An 18,311-nucleotide genomic window follows, 5' to 3' on the forward strand; every position below is an offset into this window, starting at 1 on the left:
GACGGATCGGTCTAACGGCAGTCAAACCAGGTTGCGTTGCAGCAATTTTCCGCATTGTGAGAATTGATCTCGTAATTTGAAAATTTGATTGCGTTGACGTCGGGACCCTTATTACAATCAGCCGGTGCTGCCGCGGCCTATCCTGCGTCCGCGTGATCTGTTCAAAGTGCGTTCCCCATACCCAGGAGACGAGCATGTCCGCTGTACCCGACGAAGTCATGAAATATGTCGCCGCCGAGAAAGACGACGATCCCCAGGAAACCGGCGAATGGCTGGAAGCGCTGGATGGCGTGATTTCTGCTGTTGGCCCTGACCGTGCCCACTACCTGATCGAAAAGCAGATCGAATTTGCACGGGTGCACGGCGAACATCTGCCGTTCTCCGCCAACACGCCTTACATCAACACGATTCCGGTCGCGCGCCAGGCCAAGAACCCCGGCGACCAGGACATCGAACACCGCATCCGCTCGTACACCCGCTGGAACGCGATGGCCATGGTGCTGCGCGCGGGCAAGGAAACCAACGTCGGCGGCCACATCGCGTCGTTCGCGTCGGCCGCCACGCTGTACGACGTCGGCTACAACCACTTCTGGCACGCACCGTCGGCCGAGCACGGTGGTGACCTCGTGTTCGTGCAAGGCCACTCGTCGCCGGGCGTCTACTCGCGCGCGTTCCTGCTCGGTCGCCTGACCGACAAGCAGCTCGACAACTTCCGCCAGGAAGTCGGCGGCGAGGGCATCTCGTCGTATCCGCACCCGTGGCTGATGCCGGACTTCTGGCAATTCCCGACCGTGTCGATGGGCCTCGGCCCGATCATGGCGATCTACCAGGCGCGCTTCATGAAGTACCTGCAGGCGCGCGGCATCGCGAAGACCGACGGCCGCAAGGTCTGGGCCTTCCTCGGCGACGGCGAAACGGACGAGCCGGAATCGCTCGGCGCGATCGGCATGGCCGGCCGCGAGCGGCTGGACAACCTCGTGTTCGTGATCAACTGCAACCTGCAGCGTCTCGACGGTCCTGTGCGCGGCAACGGCAAGATCATCCAGGAACTAGAAAGCGAATTCCGCGGCGCCGGCTGGAACGTGATCAAGGTCATCTGGGGCAGCCGCTGGGATGCCCTCTTCGCGCGCGACAAGTCGGGCGCGCTGATGCGCCGCATGATGGAAGTCGTCGACGGCGAATACCAGACGTACAAGTCGGAGTCGGGCGCGTTCGTGCGCGAGCACTTCTTCAACACGCCGGAACTGAAGGCGCTGGTCGCCGACTGGTCCGACGACGACATCTGGAATCTGAACCGCGGCGGCCATGATCCGCACAAGATCTACGCGGCGTTCACGGAAGCGACCAATTCGAAGGGCCAGCCGACCGTCATCCTCGCGAAGACGATCAAGGGCTACGGGATGGGCGAAGCCGGCCAGGCGATGAACATCACCCACCAGCAGAAGAAGATGCAGGTGGAGCAGCTGAAGAAATTCCGCGACCAGTTCCGTCTGCCGATCACGGACGAGCAGATCGTCGACGTGCCGTACCTGACCTTCGAGGAAGGCTCGAAGGAACTCGAATACATGCGCCAGAAGCGCATGGACCTCGGCGGTTATCTGCCGGCGCGTCGTCAGAAGGCCCAGTCGCTGCCGGTGCCGGAACTGTCGGCATTCGAGCCGCTCCTGAAAGGCACGGGCGAAGGCCGCGAGATCTCCACGACGATGGCGTTCGTGCGGATCCTGAACATCCTGCTGAAGGACAAGGCGCTCGGCAAGCGCGTCGTGCCGATCGTGCCGGACGAGTCGCGTACGTTCGGTATGGAAGGTCTGTTCCGTCAGATCGGCATCTGGAATCAGGACGGCCAGAAGTACGTGCCGGAAGATTCCGACCAGCTGATGTTCTACCGTGAGTCGGAAACCGGTCAGATCCTGCAGGAAGGCATCAACGAAGCCGGCGGCATGGCCGACTGGATCGCAGCCGCGACGTCGTACTCGACGCACGGCGAGATCATGATCCCGTTCTACATCTTCTACTCGATGTTCGGCTTCCAGCGCATCGGCGACCTCGCATGGGCCGCGGGCGACATGCGCTCGCGCGGCTTCCTGCTGGGCGGCACGGCCGGTCGCACGACCCTGAACGGCGAAGGTCTGCAACACGAAGACGGCCACTCGCTGCTGTGGGCGGCTTCGGTGCCGAACTGCATCAGCTACGACCCGACGTTCGGCTACGAACTCGCGGTCATCGTGCAGGACGGTCTGCGCCGCATGGTCGCCGAGCAGGAAGATGTGTATTACTACATCACGGTGATGAACGAGAACTACGAGCACCCGGCGATCCCGCAGGGCGCGGGGCTGGAAAGCGTGGCCGAGGACATCATCAAGGGCATGTACTCGTTCAGCAAGACCGCTGCCGACAAGAAGGCGCCGCATGTGCAGCTGATGGGCGCGGGCACGATCTTCAACGAAGTGATCGCCGCGGCCGACCTGCTGAAGAACGACTGGGGCGTCAACGCCGACCTGTGGAGCGTGCCGAGCTTCACCGAGCTCGCGCGCGAAGGTCACGAAGTGCAGCGCTGGAACCTGCTGCACCCGACCGAAGAGAAGAAGCTGTCGCACGTCGAGAAGCTGCTGAAGGACGCGCCGGGTCCGGTCATCGCATCGACCGACTACGTGCGTGCGCTGACCGAGCAGATCCGCGCGTTCGTGCCGCAGAAGTTCGTCGTGCTGGGCACCGACGGCTACGGCCGTTCGGACACGCGCGAGAAGCTGCGTCACTTCTTCGAAGTCGATCGCTACTGGGTCACGGTCGCCGCGCTCAACGCGCTGGCAGACGAAGGCACGATCGAACGCAAGGTGGTCGCCGAGGCGCTCAAGAAGTACAACCTTGATCCCGCCAAACCCAACCCGATGACCGTCTAAGGCATCACCCGTGTGCCACGATGCACGCGCCTGCTCCTCGTCGCGAGGGGCAGGCGGCGTGCGCGGCCCAGGAGACACTAACAATGAGTCAAGCGATCGAAGTCAAGGTGCCGGACATCGGCGATTACAAGGACGTCCCTGTGATCGAGGTGCTGGTAAAGGCGGGTGACACCGTCGAAAAAGAGCAATCGCTCGTTACGCTGGAATCCGACAAGGCGACGATGGACGTGCCGAGCTCGGCTGACGGCGTCGTCAAGGAAGTGAAGGTCAAGGTCGGCGATGCGGTGTCCGAAGGCACGCTCATCGTCGTGCTGGAAGGCGCCAACGCGGCAGCCGCGGCGCCCGCGCCGGCGGCGGCTCCTGCGCCCGCACCGGCACCGGCGCCGGCGGCAACTCCCGCCGCGGCGCCCGCGGCGGCAGGCGGCGGCGTGCAGGAAATCAAGGTGCCGGATATCGGCGACTACAAAGACGTTCCCGTGATCGAGATCGCGGTGAAGGTCGGCGATCGCGTCGAGAAGGAACAGTCGCTCGTCACGCTCGAATCCGACAAGGCGACGATGGACGTGCCGAGCTCGGCCGCCGGCGTCGTCAAGGAAGTGAAGGTCAAGGTTGGCGATACCGTGTCGGAAGGCTCGGTCATCGTCGTGATCGAAGCGGAAGGCGGCGCTGCTCCGGCACCCGCGCCGGCACCGGCTGCGAAGGCGCCGGCCGAAAAGCCGTCCGACGCACCGGCCACGCCGACCCCGGCACCGGCCGCGCCGTCCGCGCTTGCACAGGCGCCCCTGATCCCGGCCGGCGAAGGCGGCACGCGTCATCCGAGCCACGCTTCGCCGTCGGTGCGCAAGTTCGCACGCGAACTCGGCGTCGACGTGAGCCAGGTGAAGGGCACGGGTCCGAAGGGCCGCATTACGCAGGCCGACGTGACCGCGTTCGTGAAGGGCGTGATGACCGGCCAGCGCGCGGCGCCGGCAGGAGCCGCCGCGCCGGCCGCCGGCGGTGGCGAACTGAATCTGCTGCCGTGGCCGAAGGTCGACTTCACGAAGTTCGGTCCGATCGATCCGAAGCCGCTGTCGCGCATCAAGAAGATCTCGGGCGCGAACCTGCATCGCAACTGGGTCATGATCCCGCACGTCACGAACAACGACGAAGCGGACATCACCGAGCTCGAAGCGCTGCGCGTGAAGCTGAACAAGGAACACGAAAAGGCGGGCGTCAAGTTCACGATGCTCGCGTTCGTGATCAAGGCCTGCGTGGCGGCCCTGAAGAAATTCCCGACCTTCAACGCGAGCCTCGACGGCGACAACCTGGTGTTCAAGCAGTACTACCACATCGGTTTTGCCGCGGACACGCCGAACGGCCTCGTCGTTCCGGTGATTCGCGACGCGGACAAGAAGGGTCTCGTCGACATCGCGAAGGAAATGGCCGACCTGTCGAAGGCCGCGCGCGAAGGCAAGCTGAAGCCGGACCAGATGCAAGGTGGCTGCTTCTCGATCTCGTCGCTGGGCGGTATCGGCGGCACGCACTTCACGCCGATCATCAACGCGCCTGAAGTCGCGATTCTCGGCCTGTCGCGCAGCGCGATGAAGCCGGTGTGGGATGGCAAGCAGTTCGAGCCGCGCCTGACCATGCCGCTGTCGCTGTCGTATGACCATCGCGTGATCGACGGAGCGGAAGCCGCGCGCTTCAACGCATACCTCGGTTCGATTCTTGCCGATTTCCGGCGTGTGATTCTTTGACCGGCTGGTGAGGTCCGCCGGCGCGGGCGCGGGTAGTTCCAACTGATCCGCGTCGCGCCGTCCGCGCGTTCGCGTGCGCCGTGCGCGCCGAACGCGCCGCTCATCATCGATCAATAAGAGAAGGGGACACCATGAGTCTCGTCGAAGTAAAAGTGCCGGACATCGGTGACTTCAAGGACGTCGACGTCATCGAAGTCAACATCAAGGCGGGTGACGTCATCGAGCAGGAGCAGTCGCTGCTGACGCTCGAATCCGACAAGGCGTCGATGGAAGTGCCGAGCGACACCGCCGGCACCGTCAAGGAAGTGCGCATCAAGCCGGGCGACAAGGTTTCGCAGGGCACGGTGATCGCTCTCGTAGAGGCAGCGGCGGGCGGCGCGGCTGCGGCCGCGCCCGCGGCGAAGGAACCGGAAAAGGCGGCGCCCGCACCGGCGCCTGCCGCGCCGAAGGCCGCCGCACCGGCGCCGCAGGCCGGCAGCTATGCGGGCAGCGCGGACATCGAGTGCGACATGCTCGTGCTCGGTTCGGGCCCCGGCGGCTATTCCGCCGCGTTCCGCTCCGCCGACCTCGGTATGAAGACCGTGCTGGTCGAGCGTTATCCGACGCTCGGCGGCGTGTGTCTGAACGTCGGCTGTATCCCGTCGAAGGCGCTGCTGCACACCGCGCTCGTCATCGACGAAGCGGAAGATCTCGCGTCGCACGGCATCACGTTCGGCAAGCCGCAGATCGACCTCGACAAGCTGCGCGATTTCAAATCCGGCGTGGTCAAGAAGCTGACCGGCGGTCTCGCGGGCATGGCCAAGATGCGCAAAGTCGAAGTGGTGACGGGCACCGGCGCGTTCGTCGATCCGAACCACATGGAAGTGCAGACCGAGGGCGGCAAGAAGGTCGTCAAGTTCAAGCAGGCGATCATCGCCGCGGGCTCGGAAGCGGTGAAGCTGCCGTTCATTCCGGAAGACCCGCGGGTCGTCGATTCGACGGGCGCGCTCGAACTGCGCCAGATTCCGCAGCGCATGCTCGTGATCGGCGGCGGCATCATCGGTCTCGAAATGGCGACCGTGTACTCGACGCTCGGCGCGCAGATCGACGTCGTCGAAATGCTCGAAGGCCTGATGACCGGCGCGGACCGCGATCTGGTCAAGGTCTGGGAGAAGTACAACAGCAAGCGTTTCGCGAACGTGATGCTGAAGACCAAGACCGTCGCGGCCGAAGCGAAGGACGACGGTATTTACGTGTCGTTCGAGGGCGAGAAGGCGCCGGCCGAGCCGCAACGCTATGACCTCGTGCTGGTGGCCGTGGGCCGCTCGCCGAACGGCAAGCGGATCGGCGCGGAAAAGGCCGGGGTCGCGGTGACCGATCGCGGCTTCATCGAAGTCGACAAGCAGCAGCGCACGAACGTGCCGCACATCTTCGCGATCGGCGATATCGTCGGTCAGCCGATGCTCGCGCACAAGGCCGTGCACGAAGGCCACGTGGCGGCGGAAGCCGCGCATGGCGAGAAGGCGTATTTCGACGCGATGCAGATTCCGTCGGTGGCTTACACCGATCCGGAAGTGGCATGGGCCGGCAAGACGGAAGACCAGCTGAAAGCCGAAGGCATCAAGTTCGGCAAGGCGGTGTTTCCGTGGGCCGCGTCGGGCCGCGCGATCGCCAACGGCCGCGACGAAGGCTTCACGAAGCTGCTGTTCGATGAGGAGACGCATCGCGTGATCGGCGGCGGTATCGTCGGTCTGAACGCGGGCGACCTGATCAGCGAGGTCTGTCTCGCGATCGAGATGGGCGCGGACGCCACGGATATCGGCAAGACGATCCATCCGCATCCGACGCTCGGCGAATCGATCGGCATGGCGGCCGAGTTGTATGAAGGCGTCTGTACCGATCTGCCGCCCGTCAAGAAGAAGTAAGGCGGTGCGCCGGGCCTGCATCGCGACATGCGGGCCCGGCGAAGCGGGTCAAGCTGTGGCGCAAAGAAAAACGGCGCGCTCCATGTCGGAGCGCGCCGTTTCTGTTTTCCTGGCGCCCGGTAGGCGGGCAAAAAAATCCCGGCTTGGCGGCCGGGCAAACGATACGTCATTGCAACGTATCGGAGCGTTCGGCCCATCAAACCGTATAAGCGGCAACGGCACGACGCTGTTGCTTGCGATAACGCCGGCGCAGCGCGAAGGCTGGGCCGGCGTGAAAGACGACGACGCCAGGTATTTAAAGCCTGGCGTGTTGATGCGTGAAGCTTAGACTGCCTTCTTGGCGGCAGCGCGCGATGCTTGTGCAGCGGCTTGCGAAGCTGCCTTCGAAGCAGCCGTTGCAGCTGCATTGAAGTTGCTTTCGGCGATTTCGACAGCCTGGCGGGTTGCCTTGTGGACCGTTTCGTACGTGGTGTTGGCCGCGGTGATGGCCGACTTCATCACGGCGACAGCGGTTTCCGAACCAGCCGGTGCGTTCTTGGCGACGTTTTCGACGAGCGCCTGAACCTTGCGGTTTTGCTCTTCGAATTGTGCTTCCGCGACGCGGGTGAATTCACCTTGCGTTGCCGAAACGATTTCGTACACGTGGCGGCCATACGACAGCGCCTTTTCGGCGACCGGCTGTGCAAGGCTTGCTTGCAGTGCCAGCAGTTCCTGCGCGTCCTTCACGGACAGCGCGCGTTGGGCATTTTCCTGGCTTTCGGCGAGCGTCGACTTCACAACTTGCAGGTTCAGCTCAACCAGCTTTTCGACGCCTTCAAATGCTTTGGTCGTCAGGCCGAACAGGGTTTCGAAGTTGGCTTTCTGGGCTGCGGCGAATTGCTCAGGGGTCAGCAGAGTCATGGTTTACGCTCCTGGATCGCGGCCGGTCTGTGCGGACCGCATTGGGTGGGTGGCAAGACGCCGATTGATCGTCTGCCAGGACTGCGATGTATTGTGCATCGCAGCAATGGTTCCCATTTTAGGATGGTCACAAAGAATGTCAAGCGTTTTTTGTGCGTCGCACAATGTTAAGAAAGCGCCGATAAAACAACAGGTTATGCAGTAGGCATGTCATTAATATGAGGCGGAACGACTGGGTCCTTGCACCTGCTGGTGCGAGATAAACGACCCGCTCAACAGGCAGTCTGGAAATTATTTTTCCCTGTCAAAACCTTTTTGCGGGCTCGACACGCGTAGCATCGCAGCGCTTTGTCCCTGAAAAAACCAATCATCATCGATTCGATGTAAACCACCCGATGACAAGGAACGTTAAAGAACGAAGGCAGTCGAACGCGCGTTAGCGACTTTCGTTAGACACTTAAAAGTCTGTCGCACGCTCGCAACGCCCGCATGGCGCGGCGCAGTAGTGTGCGCCGGCGCTCTGACAGTATTTCCCCGGATCAAGGTTGTCTCAAAATTGCCGTTATCCTGCAAGGATCTGCTCGGTTGGGCTGGGCGGCAGCAATGGCGAGGCTTGCTGGCGACGATCGTTTTTTCGATCGAGGCGCGGCACTTATTTGTGTTTTCGCGATCGGAGCTGACAAGCCGGTTTAAGGACCGCGTATAAGTGCTTCAAATTGCTAATTTTTCGTTGCTTTACTACACTTGCGGAAACCTCTCGCCGCTCCCTATCGAACACCCATGAAAACCGACATGTTTTCGTCGCTAAAGGCGCTCCACGGCGCGGCGCGCAGCACCGCTCTATCGGTGGCCGTCTCGCTGGCCGTCACAGCGGCGTTCGCTACGCCTGTCAGCACTTTTGCAGCTACGTCTGCTGCATCCGCAAAAACTTCCAAACACGCAAAAACCGCCAAAAAGCCGGCGCAAGCGGCCGCCCCTGAAAAAGTGTCGAGCCGTGCGGCGAAAGCCGGCAAGGCTGAGGCAGCGAAAGCCGGCAAGGGCGAGGCCGTGAAAGCCGCTGCCGCCGACGAAGATGCGCCGCGCGCGAACGTCAAACGCAAGCGTGTGACGTTCGCGGTGAACGGCCGACACCATTCGGTGATGCGACGCGTCGCGTACGAGCCGCGCCAACCGAGCGTCGGCCAGGCGTTTGGTTTGCACGAGACACCGGACGTGCTGATGCTGCGCTCGAGCGTCGCCTACGTAGTCGACCAGAACAGCGGCGAGACGCTGTTCGACAAGAACTCGCGTGCCGTGGTGCCGATCGCGTCGATCAGCAAGCTGATGACCGCGATGGTGGTGCTCGATTCGAAAGAGCCGATGACCGACCAGATCGAAGTCACCGACGAAGACCGCGACTACGAGAAGAACACCGGTTCGCGTTTGGCGGTGGGCTCGGTGCTATCGCGAGAAGACATGCTGCACATCGCGCTGATGGCGTCGGAAAACCGCGCGGCGGCGGCGTTGTCGCGCTACTACCCGGGCGGCCGCCCGGCGTTCCTGGCGGCGATGAACGCGAAGGCCAGGCAACTCGGCATGAACGACACGCACTTCGAGAACCCGACCGGTCTGACGAGCATGAACGTGTCGAGCGCGCGCGATCTGGTGAAGATGGTCAACGCGGCGTATCAGTACCCGTTGATCCGCAAGTTCTCGACCGATCACAGCTACGAGGTGTACACCGGCAAGCGCACGCTCGCGTATAACAGCACGAACGCGCTGGTGCGCAACCCGACGTGGGACATCGGTCTGCAGAAGACCGGCTTCATCAACGAAGCGGGCGAGTGTCTCGTGATGCAGGCGACCATCCACGGCCGGCCGATGATCCTGGTGCTGCTCGATTCGTCGGGCAAGTACTCGCGTTTCGCGGACGCGACGCGTCTGCGTACATGGCTCGACAACGGCGGCGACCAGGCGCGTATCACGAGCGCGGATGCCGGCGGTCCCGGTACCTGAAGCCGGAACGATTTGCCGGCTGCGGTTATCGCAAAGAAAAAGCCTCGCGGATGCGAGGCTTTTTTCATTGGCGTCGAAGAGAGCGAGCGCAAGGGTGCAACGGCGGCCAAACGGCCGCTGCGCGTGCGGCCTACGAATGCTGGCCGTGTGAACTGTGCGAGCCGTGCGAATGATCCTGCTGCGCCTGCGGCCGGTACCCTAGCGACTCCGAAATCATCAACGCGGTCTGGCTCAACTGCCCGAGCCACGAATCCTGCAAGCGATCGGCCGGCGCCGACAGCGACAGCCCCGCGACCAGCTTGCCCGTATCGTCGTAAATGCCGGCGGCGATGCAGCGCACGCCCAACTCCAGTTCCTCGTTGTCGCGCGCGCAGGCCTGCTGGCGCACGTGCGACAACTCGCGCTCGAGTTTCGCGAGATCGGTGATGCTGTTCTGCGTGTGGCCCGACAGACCGGTGCGGGTCGCATAGGCCCGCACGCGGGTGGCTTCGTCGGCGGCGAGAAACAGCTTGCCGACCGAAGTCAGATGGAGCGGCGCACGCCCGCCGATCGCCCGCACCACCTGCATGCCAGAGCGCTCCGAATACGCGCGTTCGATATACACGATTTCGTCGCCCTGACGCACCGACAGGTTCACGGTCTGCCCGGTCTGACGGTGCAGCTCGCGCATCGGCGTAAGCGCCGCGTCGCGCACGGACAGGCGCGCCTTGACGAGATTGCCGAGTTCGAGCAGGCGCATGCCGAGACGGTAGGTGCCGGGGTCCGAACGGTCGACCAGCCGGCACATCACCATATCGTTCAGGATGCGGTGCGCGGTGGAGGGGTGCAACTCCGTGCGGAGGGCCAGTTCTTTCAGGCTGACCGGGTCGCTATGTGCCGCCAGTGCGTCGAGCAGGCGCATCATGCGTTCGATCACCTGGATCGAGGTTTTGGGATCCGGGTTCGTATCGCTCATATGAGAATCGGTGGATGCATCAAACAGCGAAAACTGATTGTATCTCGTATTGTGAAAAAAGCGAACGCGCTTCGAGGCGCGCTTCCAATCCGACGGTGCGTGCTTCCTATGACTTCCGGCCGTTGGTATTGCACCGGCAAACAGCGGATAATCAGGGACGTTTCCCCGAAAGGAGGGCTCATGCGAGTCGGATTGTTCGTCACGTGCCTGATCGACCTGATGCGTCCCGAGATCGGTTTTTCGGTCATCAAGCTGATCGAAGGCGCCGGTTTCGAGGTCGTGGTGCCGCCTGCGCAAACCTGTTGCGGGCAACCCGCCTACAACTCCGGAGACCGCCGGCTCGCGCGCGAACTCGCCGAGAAAACGCTGCGCGAGTTCGAACAGTTCGACTACCTGGTGGTGCCGTCGGGCTCGTGCGGCGGCATGATCCGCGCGCACTACGGTGACCTGTTCCGCGACGATCCCGAACTGATGAACCGTTTCGGCCGCCTGCGCGGCAAGGTGTTCGAACTGACGGACTTCCTCGTCAATGTCGCAAAGGTGCAGCTGCAACCCTGCGAGTTCCCAGGACAGGTGACTTATCACGACTCATGTTCGGGCTTGCGGGAACTGGGCGTCAAGGCGCAGCCGCGCGAACTTCTCGCGCAGGTCGGCGTCTCGGTCACCGAGATGAAGGACTGCGAACATTGCTGCGGCTTCGGCGGCACGTTCGCGGTCAAGTACGGCGATATCTCGACCGCGATCGTCGATGAAAAGTGCGCCAACATCGCGGCGAGCGGCGCCGGTACGGTCGTGCTCGGCGACCTCGGCTGCATGTTGAATATCGAAGGGCGGCTGCGCCGTCAGGGCGACTCCACGACGCGCGTGCTGCACATCGCGCAGGTGCTGGCCGGCGACGTGTAAGCCCCGCGCGGCGAACCCGGCCATTGGTCGCGTCGCGTGTCTCTCGTCTTTCACGCATTGCGTCGCGCGCGGATACGCCGCGCGTTTCAATCCGATCTCATCAGGGCCGCCATGCAAGTCCAATCGATGCAGTTCAAGGCTCGCGCCGGTCAGAAACTCGCCGACCAGCGCCTGCAGCAGAACCTGACCAAGCTGTCCACGAAGTTCGTGTCGGCGCGCGCGAGCGCGATCACCGCGATCGACTTTCCGGCGACCCGCGCGGCGCTCAAGGAGCGTCGCAATCGCGCGCTCGAGAATCTCGACGTGTGGCTCGAAACCTTCGAGCGCGAGGCGACTAGGCGCGGCGTGACGGTGCTGTTCGCCGAGACCACGCAGGAGGCCGCACGGCTCGTCGGCGACATCGCCCGCAGGCACGACGTGAAGAAGGTGATCAAGACGAAGTCGATGGTCACCGAGGAAATGCGCCTGAACGAAGTGCTCGGGCAGATGGGCGTGCAGTCGATCGAAACAGATCTAGGCGAATACATCCTGCAGATCAACGACAACGAGCCGCCGAGCCACATCATCGCGCCGGTGGTTCACAAGGATAAAGACGAGATCGCCGATCTGTTCGCGAAGACCCACGGTCGGCCGCGGCTCACCGAGATTCCCGACATGACGCGCGAGGCGCGCGAGATGCTGCGGCCGCACTTTCTGAGCGCGGACATGGGCGTGACGGGCGGCAATTTCGTCATCGCGGAAACGGGCTCGGTGGTGATCGTGACCAACGAGGGCAACGAGGGCATGTGCACGGTGATGCCGCGCGTGCACGTCGCTGTCACCGGCATCGAAAAGGTTCTGCCGACGCTCGAGGATCTCGCGACCGCGATGCGCCTGCTGCCGCGCTCGGCAACCGGGCAGGCCACCTCGAACTATTTTTCGGTGCTGACCGGGCCGCGAGGCGCGGGAGATCAGGACGGGCCCGAGCATATGTACGTGGTGCTCGTCGACGGTGGCCGAACTGGGCTGATCGGCGGAGACTTTCAGGAGATGCTCCGCTGCATCCGCTGCGGCGCGTGCATGAATCATTGCCCGGTGTATCAGAAGGTCGGCGGCCATGCGTATGGGTGGGTGTATCCGGGGCCGATGGGCTCGGTGCTGACGCCGAGCTATGTCGGCATCGACAAGGCGCTCGATTTGCCGCAAGCAGCAACGTTGTGCGGCGAATGCAATAGCGTGTGCCCGGTCGGTATCCCGTTGTCCGATCTGTTGCGCAAGCTGCGCGAAAAGCAGATGGAGCGCCACCTGCGGCCTTGGAAGGAGCGCGCCGGGTTGGCGCTGTGGGGTTGGCTCGCGCTGCATCCCGATGCCTATGCGCTCTTCACGAAACTCGCCGTGCGGGTGCTGGAGCGCCTGGGTGGGCGCAATCGGTCGATTGCAAAGCTGCCGCTGGGGGGCGCGGGCTGGACCGATACGCGCGACATGCCAGCGCCGGTGGGTCGTACGTTCCGGGAGTTGTATGCCGCGCAGCGCAGCCATCTTGGCTGAGCCGGCGGCAGCGGGAGTGGTTTGACGGCTGCGAGCTCACGCTGCCATCACCGTGGGCGTGGGCGAGACTAGCTCAGCGCCGGACGGTCCTCAATGTTCCGTCGGTTGCCCCGGGTGACGGGCGGGCGGATTTCGCGCCCAGTCGTTGCCCCGACCGCCGTTGCCTGCTTGCGGCTGCGGCTGGGACGGCGGCGGGCCACCTGCGCCGGGGCGCGGGCCGCCATTGGCGCCGCTGGGGCCGTGCGGACCGCCCGCTGCGCCCTGCGGCGGTGGCCCGCCGTGCGGCTGTCCAGGACCGCCACCATTGTTGCCCCGATCGTCGCCGTGATTTCCGTGGTGCCAGTCGTTGTCGCCTGGATGACCGCGAAAGCCCGGGCCCGGCGGCGGGCCGTAGTAGCGTCCAGGACCGTAATCGCTGTAGCCGAGGTACACATTGGTTTGCGGCACGACCGCGGCGCCCGGCGCGTAACCGTCATAGCCGCTATAGGCGCCGTAGCCGTTGCCATACATCGGCGTGCCGTCCGGATAGACCGCGCAGCCGCCGACCAGCGCGGCGGCCACGAGACCAGCGAGAGGTGCAATGCGTTTCATTTTGTAGGACCAGTTGCAAGTGCAAAGAAATGTCGATGTAAGAATAAGACCATCATTATCGCTTTCCGTCGCGCCGGTTTTGTATGAGTTTGTAAGGTCTTCTTTTTCGTGCCAGCGGTGCCCAGTCGCTCCTCGCAGCGCTCTCAATTGACTGTTCCATTTCGAGCAACGATCTATCCCGCGCGCGCGGGTTTTTCCTGATTGTGAATTCCTATAGGATTTCGGCTGGGCATAGTGCGCCAAAAGCTCATGCGCCCCTAATTGGAAAACACATCATGAAAAAGACAATATCGGTGTACTGGCCTCTGGCCATCGTTGTATCGCTCGCGGTGCTCGCGTATCAGCACGTCAACGGCCATACCTCTTCGCGCGCTTCGCAGATGCCGCTCGACGCCAACCATCTGACCGCCGAACTCGCACGCGCCGTGTCGTACGGCATGATCGACACCGCGTCGGCACTGCCGGCCAAACCGTTGCCTGCCGCCGCGGCGACCCCGTTGGCCGAGGCATCGTAAGCAGGACGGCGAACTGTGGCGGTACGAAGCCCGCTGCGCGTGCGCGGCTGTACCACACCCGGCGCGAATCCGTCGAGGTTTGTATAATCGCGGCGCAGTCCGCTGACTGGCTGAGACCTCACGCGCGGCGCCTGGAGCGTCGAAGAATCCCTGATGAAAACTGTGTCCATCTGTTTCGTTTGCCTCGGGAATATCTGCCGTTCACCGACGGCGGAGGGCGTGATGCGTCATCTGGTCGACGAGGCGAAGCTCCCGGACCGCATTCTGATCGATTCGGCCGGCACTGGCGATTGGCACATCGGCGCGCCGCCCGACGAACGCGCGCAACACGCGGCGCGCCAGCGCGGCTATACGCTCGACGCGCTGCGCGGCCGCCAGATCACGGTCGCGGACTTCGAGCGCTTCGATCTGCTGATTGCCATGGACGACCGCAACGTCGCCGCGTTGCGTCAGATTTGCCCGCCCGCTCAGCGCGACAAGATCCGTCTGCTGATGGAGTTCGTGCCGGAGTCGGATGGGCGCTGGAGCGGCGCGCGAGAGGTCGTCGACCCGTATTTCGGTGGCGCGGAAGGCTTCGAGTTGGTGCTCGATCAGTGCGAAGCAGCTTGCCGCGGGCTGATCGCCGCGCTGCGCCCGCAATTGCTCGCGTAGGTATCGGGGCGAACAACCCGGGCGATGCACGCGTGCGGACAAACGCGGACATGTCGGGAACGTCACGCGTGCGGCCTGGCGCCGAAGTAGGGCAATCAATTAAGCAGCTGACACAAAATTTACCGCCCATACTTGACTAAATCGGTCATGTATTTATACTTGACCAAACTTGTCGAGAATTGCGGTTCCCACATCATATGAGACTCACCACGAAAGGCCGTTTCGCCGTCACGGCGATGATCGACCTGGCGTTGCGCCAGGAGCAGGGCCCGGTGACGCTTGCGGGCATCAGCCAGCGCCAACACATCTCCCTGTCGTATCTCGAGCAGCTGTTTGGCAAGCTGCGCCGTCATGAAATCGTCGAGTCCGTGCGCGGACCCGGCGGTGGCTACAATCTCGCGCGCCGTGCCGAAGAGGTGACGGTGGCCGACATCATCATCGCGGTCGACGAGCCGCTCGACGCCACCCAGTGCGGCGGCAAGGGCACGTGCGAAGGCACCAAGCAGCACGATGGCCACTGCATGACGCACGAGCTGTGGTCGACGCTGAACCAGAAAATGGTCGAATACCTCGATTCGGTCTCGCTGAAGGATCTGGTCGACCAGCAGCGTTCGCGCGAAGGCGCGCCGGCGGTGCTGCGCGACAGGCGCAGCGACGCGCCGGCGGTCGAACCCGTCCGCGTGGCGCCCAAGGGTCCCAATTCCGTTTTCAACATGGCCGGATCGTGAAGCGCGGCGCGCAATAGGAAATCTTCCGCCGCAGCCCCATATCGAATCCAGAAGCCAGAGCACATGACGTCCCCGGAGCAATTGATGAACAACGACTCTCTCCATCTGCCCATCTACATGGACTACAGCGCCACGACGCCGATCGATCCGCGTGTGGTGGACAAGATGATTCCGTATCTGCGCGAGCAGTTCGGCAACCCCGCGTCGCGAAGCCACTCTTATGGCTGGACGGCCGAGCGCGCGGTCGAGGAAGCGCGCGAGCAAGTCGCCGCACTCGTGAATGCCGATCCGCGCGAAATCATCTGGACCTCGGGTGCGACGGAGTCGGACAACCTCGCTCTGAAAGGTGCCGCGCACTTCTACAAGAGCAAGGGCAAGCACATCGTCACGGTGAAGACCGAGCACAAGGCCGTGCTCGACACGACCCGGGAGCTCGAGCGCGAAGGCTTCGAAGTTACGTATCTCGATGTCAAGGACGACGGTCTGATCGACCTCGACGCATTCAAGGCGGCGCTGCGCCCGGACACGATTCTGGTGTCGGTAATGTCGGTCAACAACGAGATCGGCGTGATCCAGGACATCGAGGCGATCGGCGAGATCACGCGTGAAAAGGGCATCATTTTCCACGTCGACGCGGCGCAGGCCACCGGCAAGATCCAGATCGATCTGCAGAAGCTGAAGGTCGACCTGATGTCGTTCTCGGCGCACAAGACCTACGGCCCGAAGGGCATCGGCGCGCTGTACGTGCGTCGCAAGCCGCGTATCCGTATCGAGGCGCAGATGCACGGCGGCGGCCACGAGCGCGGTATGCGTTCGGGCACGCTCGCCACGCACCAGATCGTCGGCATGGGCGAAGCGTTCCGTATCGCGCGTGAAGAGATGGCGACCGAAAACGAGCGCATCCGCATGCTGCGTGACCGTTTGCTCAAAGGCTTGTCGGAAATCGAGGAAGTATATGTGAACGGCGACATGGAAAAGCGTGTGCCGCACAACCTGAACATCAGCTTCAATTTCGTCGAAGGCGAATCGCTGATCATGGCGGTGAAGGACGTCGCGGTGTCGTCGGGCTCGGCGTGCACGTCGGCGTCGCTGGAGCCGTCGTACGTGCTGCGCGCACTTGGCCGCAACGACGAACTGGCGCACAGCTCGATCCGCTTCACGGTGGGACGCTTCACGACCGAGCAGGAAATCGACTACGTGATCAACCTGCTGAAGACGAAGATTTCCAAGCTGCGCGATTTGTCGCCGCTGTGGGAAATGCACAAGGACGGCATCGATCTGTCGACCATCCAGTGGGCCGCGCACTAACGCGCCCGCGGAACGAAATCGACGTCGAACGTTCATCGGATTGCAGGTTGAAACGAATCAAGGAGTGTAATCATGGCTTATAGCGACAAGGTCCTCGACCACTACGAAAACCCGCGCAACGTCGGTTCCTTCGCCAAGGACGACGATACGGTCGGTACCGGCATGGTCGGCGCGCCGGCCTGCGGCGACGTGATGAAGCTGCAGATCCGCGTTGGTGCGGACGGCATTATCGAAGACGCGAAGTTCAAGACCTACGGCTGCGGCTCGGCCATCGCGTCGAGCTCGCTCGTCACCGAATGGGTGAAGGGCAAGACGCTCGACCAGGCCATGTCGATCAAGAACACGCAGATCGCCGAAGAACTGGCACTGCCGCCGGTGAAGATCCATTGCTCGATTCTCGCGGAAGACGCGATCAAGGCAGCGGTCGCCGACTACAAGCAGCGCCACGGCGAAGCGGCGGTTGCCGAAGACGGCAAGGCCGCCTGAGCGGCAACAAGGTAAGAACGAAGCAACCGGTGAGCGGGGCGCGAATACGCGCCGCGCACTCCGGCAACTGAGAAACGTTATGGCAATTACGTTGACCGAAAAGGCAGCACAGCACGTCCAGAAGTATCTGACCCGCCGTGGTAAAGGCATCGGGTTGCGCGTCGGCGTGCGCACCACCGGTTGCTCGGGCCTCGCCTACAAGCTCGAGTACGTGGACGAACTCGCGCCGGAAGATCAGGTGTTCGAGACAGGCGGCGTGAAGGTCGTCGTCGACCCGAAGAGTCTCGCGTATATCGATGGCACGGAGCTCGACTTCGCGCGCGAAGGGCTGAACGAAGGCTTCAAGTTCAACAACCCGAACGTGAAAGACGAATGCGGCTGCGGCGAGTCGTTCCGCGTCTAGATTCGTTACTTTCCGCGTGCGGCGGATCAAAGGCGGCGCGGGCCGCCTTTTTAGTTTGATCCGCACGCGTGCGAAGCGCTCACGCCTGACACGGCCCAACGTTTCCCCACCAGGTTTTCATCAACGGACTTTAATCCGATGGCATCGCTGAACGACAGCCACTTCGATCTGTTTGGTCTGCCGGCGCAATTCGCGCTCGACGCGAGCACGCTCGATCACGCGTACCGCACGGTGCAGGCGCAGGTGCATCCGGATCGCTTCGCGGCGGCCGGCGATGCGCAAAAGCGCATCGCGATGCAATGGGCGACGCGCGCGAACGAGGCGTATCAGACGCTGCGCGATCCGCTCAAGCGCGCGACCTATCTGCTGTCGCTGCGCGGCATCAACGTCGGCGCGGAGAACAACACGGCGATGGAGCCCGCGTTCCTGATGCAGCAAATGGAGTGGCGCGAGAACATCGAGGATGCGGCAGCGGCGAAGAACGTCGACGCGCTCGACGCGCTGCTCACGGAGTTGCGCGACGAGGAACGCCAGCGCTTGGACAAGCTCGGCGCATCGCTCGACAGCGGTGCGAATCAGGCGGCGGCCGAGGCGGTGCGGCAGATGATGTTCATCGAGCGCGTCGCGTCGGAAATCGACGCGCAGATCGAGCGGCTCGAAGGCTAGCGCGGTTTCGTGCGACGCGGGCAAAGAGCGCGGCGCAGGCAAGCAGCACCACGCCGAAGCAGCACCAGCAGGCAGCGATGTAGCAAGCGACAAACAAAAACCCGGCCGCGAGCCGTGGCATCACCCCCAGCAACGCGAACATT

At 63.2% G+C, this 18,311-nt stretch carries 17 protein-coding genes; 14 read left to right on the plus strand and 3 right to left on the minus strand.

Annotated elements, in window-relative coordinates; genetic code table 11:
- The first annotated feature begins 194 nt into the window (after positions 1 to 194).
- The 4 genes from aceE (at position 195) to ACLFKU_RS00860 (ending at position 6,868) form a co-directional block, all read left to right on the plus strand.
- Positions 195 to 2,900: a pyruvate dehydrogenase (acetyl-transferring), homodimeric type gene (aceE, locus tag ACLFKU_RS00845; protein ID WP_368586751.1), complete on the plus strand. Its 2,706-nt coding sequence runs from the start codon at positions 195 to 197 to the stop codon at positions 2,898 to 2,900.
- 83 nt (positions 2,901 to 2,983) lie between these two features.
- A complete protein-coding gene (aceF, locus tag ACLFKU_RS00850) occupies positions 2,984 to 4,636 on the plus strand; it encodes a dihydrolipoyllysine-residue acetyltransferase (protein WP_410847885.1) in 1,653 nt (550 codons plus the stop codon).
- A 131-nt stretch (positions 4,637 to 4,767) separates the two neighbouring features.
- Positions 4,768 to 6,540 (plus strand): dihydrolipoyl dehydrogenase, encoded by a 1,773-nt coding sequence (lpdA, locus tag ACLFKU_RS00855; RefSeq protein ID WP_410847886.1) that lies wholly within the window; start codon positions 4,768 to 4,770, stop codon positions 6,538 to 6,540.
- A gap of 82 nt (positions 6,541 to 6,622) precedes the next feature.
- Positions 6,623 to 6,868, plus strand: coding sequence for a hypothetical protein (locus ACLFKU_RS00860; protein ID WP_368586754.1), 246 nt, complete (start codon positions 6,623 to 6,625; stop codon positions 6,866 to 6,868).
- Here ACLFKU_RS00860 and ACLFKU_RS00865 read toward each other — a convergent pair.
- Complete coding sequence (locus ACLFKU_RS00865; RefSeq protein WP_013089827.1) at positions 6,865 to 7,440, minus strand: phasin family protein; 576 nt, start codon at positions 7,438 to 7,440, stop codon at positions 6,865 to 6,867. The genes ACLFKU_RS00860 and ACLFKU_RS00865 overlap by 4 nt on opposite strands.
- A 780-nt stretch (positions 7,441 to 8,220) precedes the next feature.
- Between ACLFKU_RS00865 and pbpG the strand changes: the two genes are divergently transcribed.
- On the plus strand, positions 8,221 to 9,435 hold the full coding sequence (gene pbpG, locus ACLFKU_RS00870; protein WP_410847887.1) for a D-alanyl-D-alanine endopeptidase: 1,215 nt from the start codon (positions 8,221 to 8,223) through the stop codon (positions 9,433 to 9,435).
- A 130-nt stretch (positions 9,436 to 9,565) separates the two neighbouring features.
- Here pbpG and ACLFKU_RS00875 read toward each other — a convergent pair whose 3' ends face one another.
- Positions 9,566 to 10,390: an IclR family transcriptional regulator gene (locus tag ACLFKU_RS00875; protein WP_176126472.1), complete on the minus strand. Its 825-nt coding sequence runs from the start codon at positions 10,388 to 10,390 to the stop codon at positions 9,566 to 9,568.
- A 180-nt stretch (positions 10,391 to 10,570) separates the two neighbouring features.
- On the opposite strand from ACLFKU_RS00875, the gene ACLFKU_RS00880 reads away from it, so the two are divergent.
- Together ACLFKU_RS00880 and ACLFKU_RS00885 are read left to right on the plus strand one after the other, a co-directional pair.
- A complete protein-coding gene (locus ACLFKU_RS00880) occupies positions 10,571 to 11,293 on the plus strand; it encodes a (Fe-S)-binding protein (protein ID WP_368586756.1) in 723 nt (240 codons plus the stop codon).
- A gap of 111 nt (positions 11,294 to 11,404) precedes the next feature.
- Positions 11,405 to 12,820: a lactate utilization protein B gene (locus ACLFKU_RS00885; RefSeq protein WP_410847888.1), complete on the plus strand. Its 1,416-nt coding sequence runs from the start codon at positions 11,405 to 11,407 to the stop codon at positions 12,818 to 12,820.
- 90 nt (positions 12,821 to 12,910) lie between these two features.
- On the opposite strand, the gene ACLFKU_RS00890 is transcribed toward ACLFKU_RS00885, so the two are convergent.
- The gene (locus ACLFKU_RS00890; protein ID WP_410847889.1) at positions 12,911 to 13,411 is read right to left on the minus strand and encodes a hypothetical protein; all 501 of its coding nucleotides are present in this window, start codon (positions 13,409 to 13,411) and stop codon (positions 12,911 to 12,913) included.
- Positions 13,412 to 13,686: 275 nt separating this feature from the next.
- Here ACLFKU_RS00890 and ACLFKU_RS00895 point away from each other — a divergent pair, with 275 nt between their 5' ends.
- The 7 genes from ACLFKU_RS00895 to hscB all read left to right on the plus strand — a co-directional run bounded on the left by ACLFKU_RS00895 (position 13,687) and on the right by hscB (position 18,168).
- The gene (locus ACLFKU_RS00895) at positions 13,687 to 13,926 is read left to right on the plus strand and encodes a hypothetical protein (protein WP_410847890.1); all 240 of its coding nucleotides are present in this window, start codon (positions 13,687 to 13,689) and stop codon (positions 13,924 to 13,926) included.
- Between the two features lie 153 nt (positions 13,927 to 14,079).
- Complete coding sequence (locus tag ACLFKU_RS00900) at positions 14,080 to 14,577, plus strand: low molecular weight protein-tyrosine-phosphatase (protein ID WP_410847891.1); 498 nt, start codon at positions 14,080 to 14,082, stop codon at positions 14,575 to 14,577.
- Between the two features lie 197 nt (positions 14,578 to 14,774).
- Positions 14,775 to 15,305, plus strand: a complete 531-nt coding sequence (gene iscR, locus ACLFKU_RS00905) for a Fe-S cluster assembly transcriptional regulator IscR (protein ID WP_013089819.1) — start codon at positions 14,775 to 14,777, stop codon at positions 15,303 to 15,305.
- 84 nt (positions 15,306 to 15,389) lie between these two features.
- A complete protein-coding gene (locus ACLFKU_RS00910; protein WP_368586761.1) occupies positions 15,390 to 16,613 on the plus strand; it encodes an IscS subfamily cysteine desulfurase in 1,224 nt (407 codons plus the stop codon).
- Between the two features lie 72 nt (positions 16,614 to 16,685).
- Complete coding sequence (gene iscU, locus ACLFKU_RS00915) at positions 16,686 to 17,099, plus strand: Fe-S cluster assembly scaffold IscU (protein WP_013089817.1); 414 nt, start codon at positions 16,686 to 16,688, stop codon at positions 17,097 to 17,099.
- A gap of 79 nt (positions 17,100 to 17,178) precedes the next feature.
- Positions 17,179 to 17,502, plus strand: coding sequence for an iron-sulfur cluster assembly protein IscA (iscA, locus tag ACLFKU_RS00920; RefSeq protein WP_129959361.1), 324 nt, complete (start codon positions 17,179 to 17,181; stop codon positions 17,500 to 17,502).
- 138 nt (positions 17,503 to 17,640) lie between these two features.
- Complete coding sequence (hscB, locus tag ACLFKU_RS00925; protein WP_368586762.1) at positions 17,641 to 18,168, plus strand: Fe-S protein assembly co-chaperone HscB; 528 nt, start codon at positions 17,641 to 17,643, stop codon at positions 18,166 to 18,168.
- The last annotated feature ends 143 nt before the right edge of the window (positions 18,169 to 18,311 follow it).

Source organism: Paraburkholderia sp. EG304, from assembly GCF_046543485.1.
Classification (GTDB): Bacteria; Pseudomonadota; Gammaproteobacteria; order Burkholderiales; family Burkholderiaceae; genus Paraburkholderia; species Paraburkholderia youngii.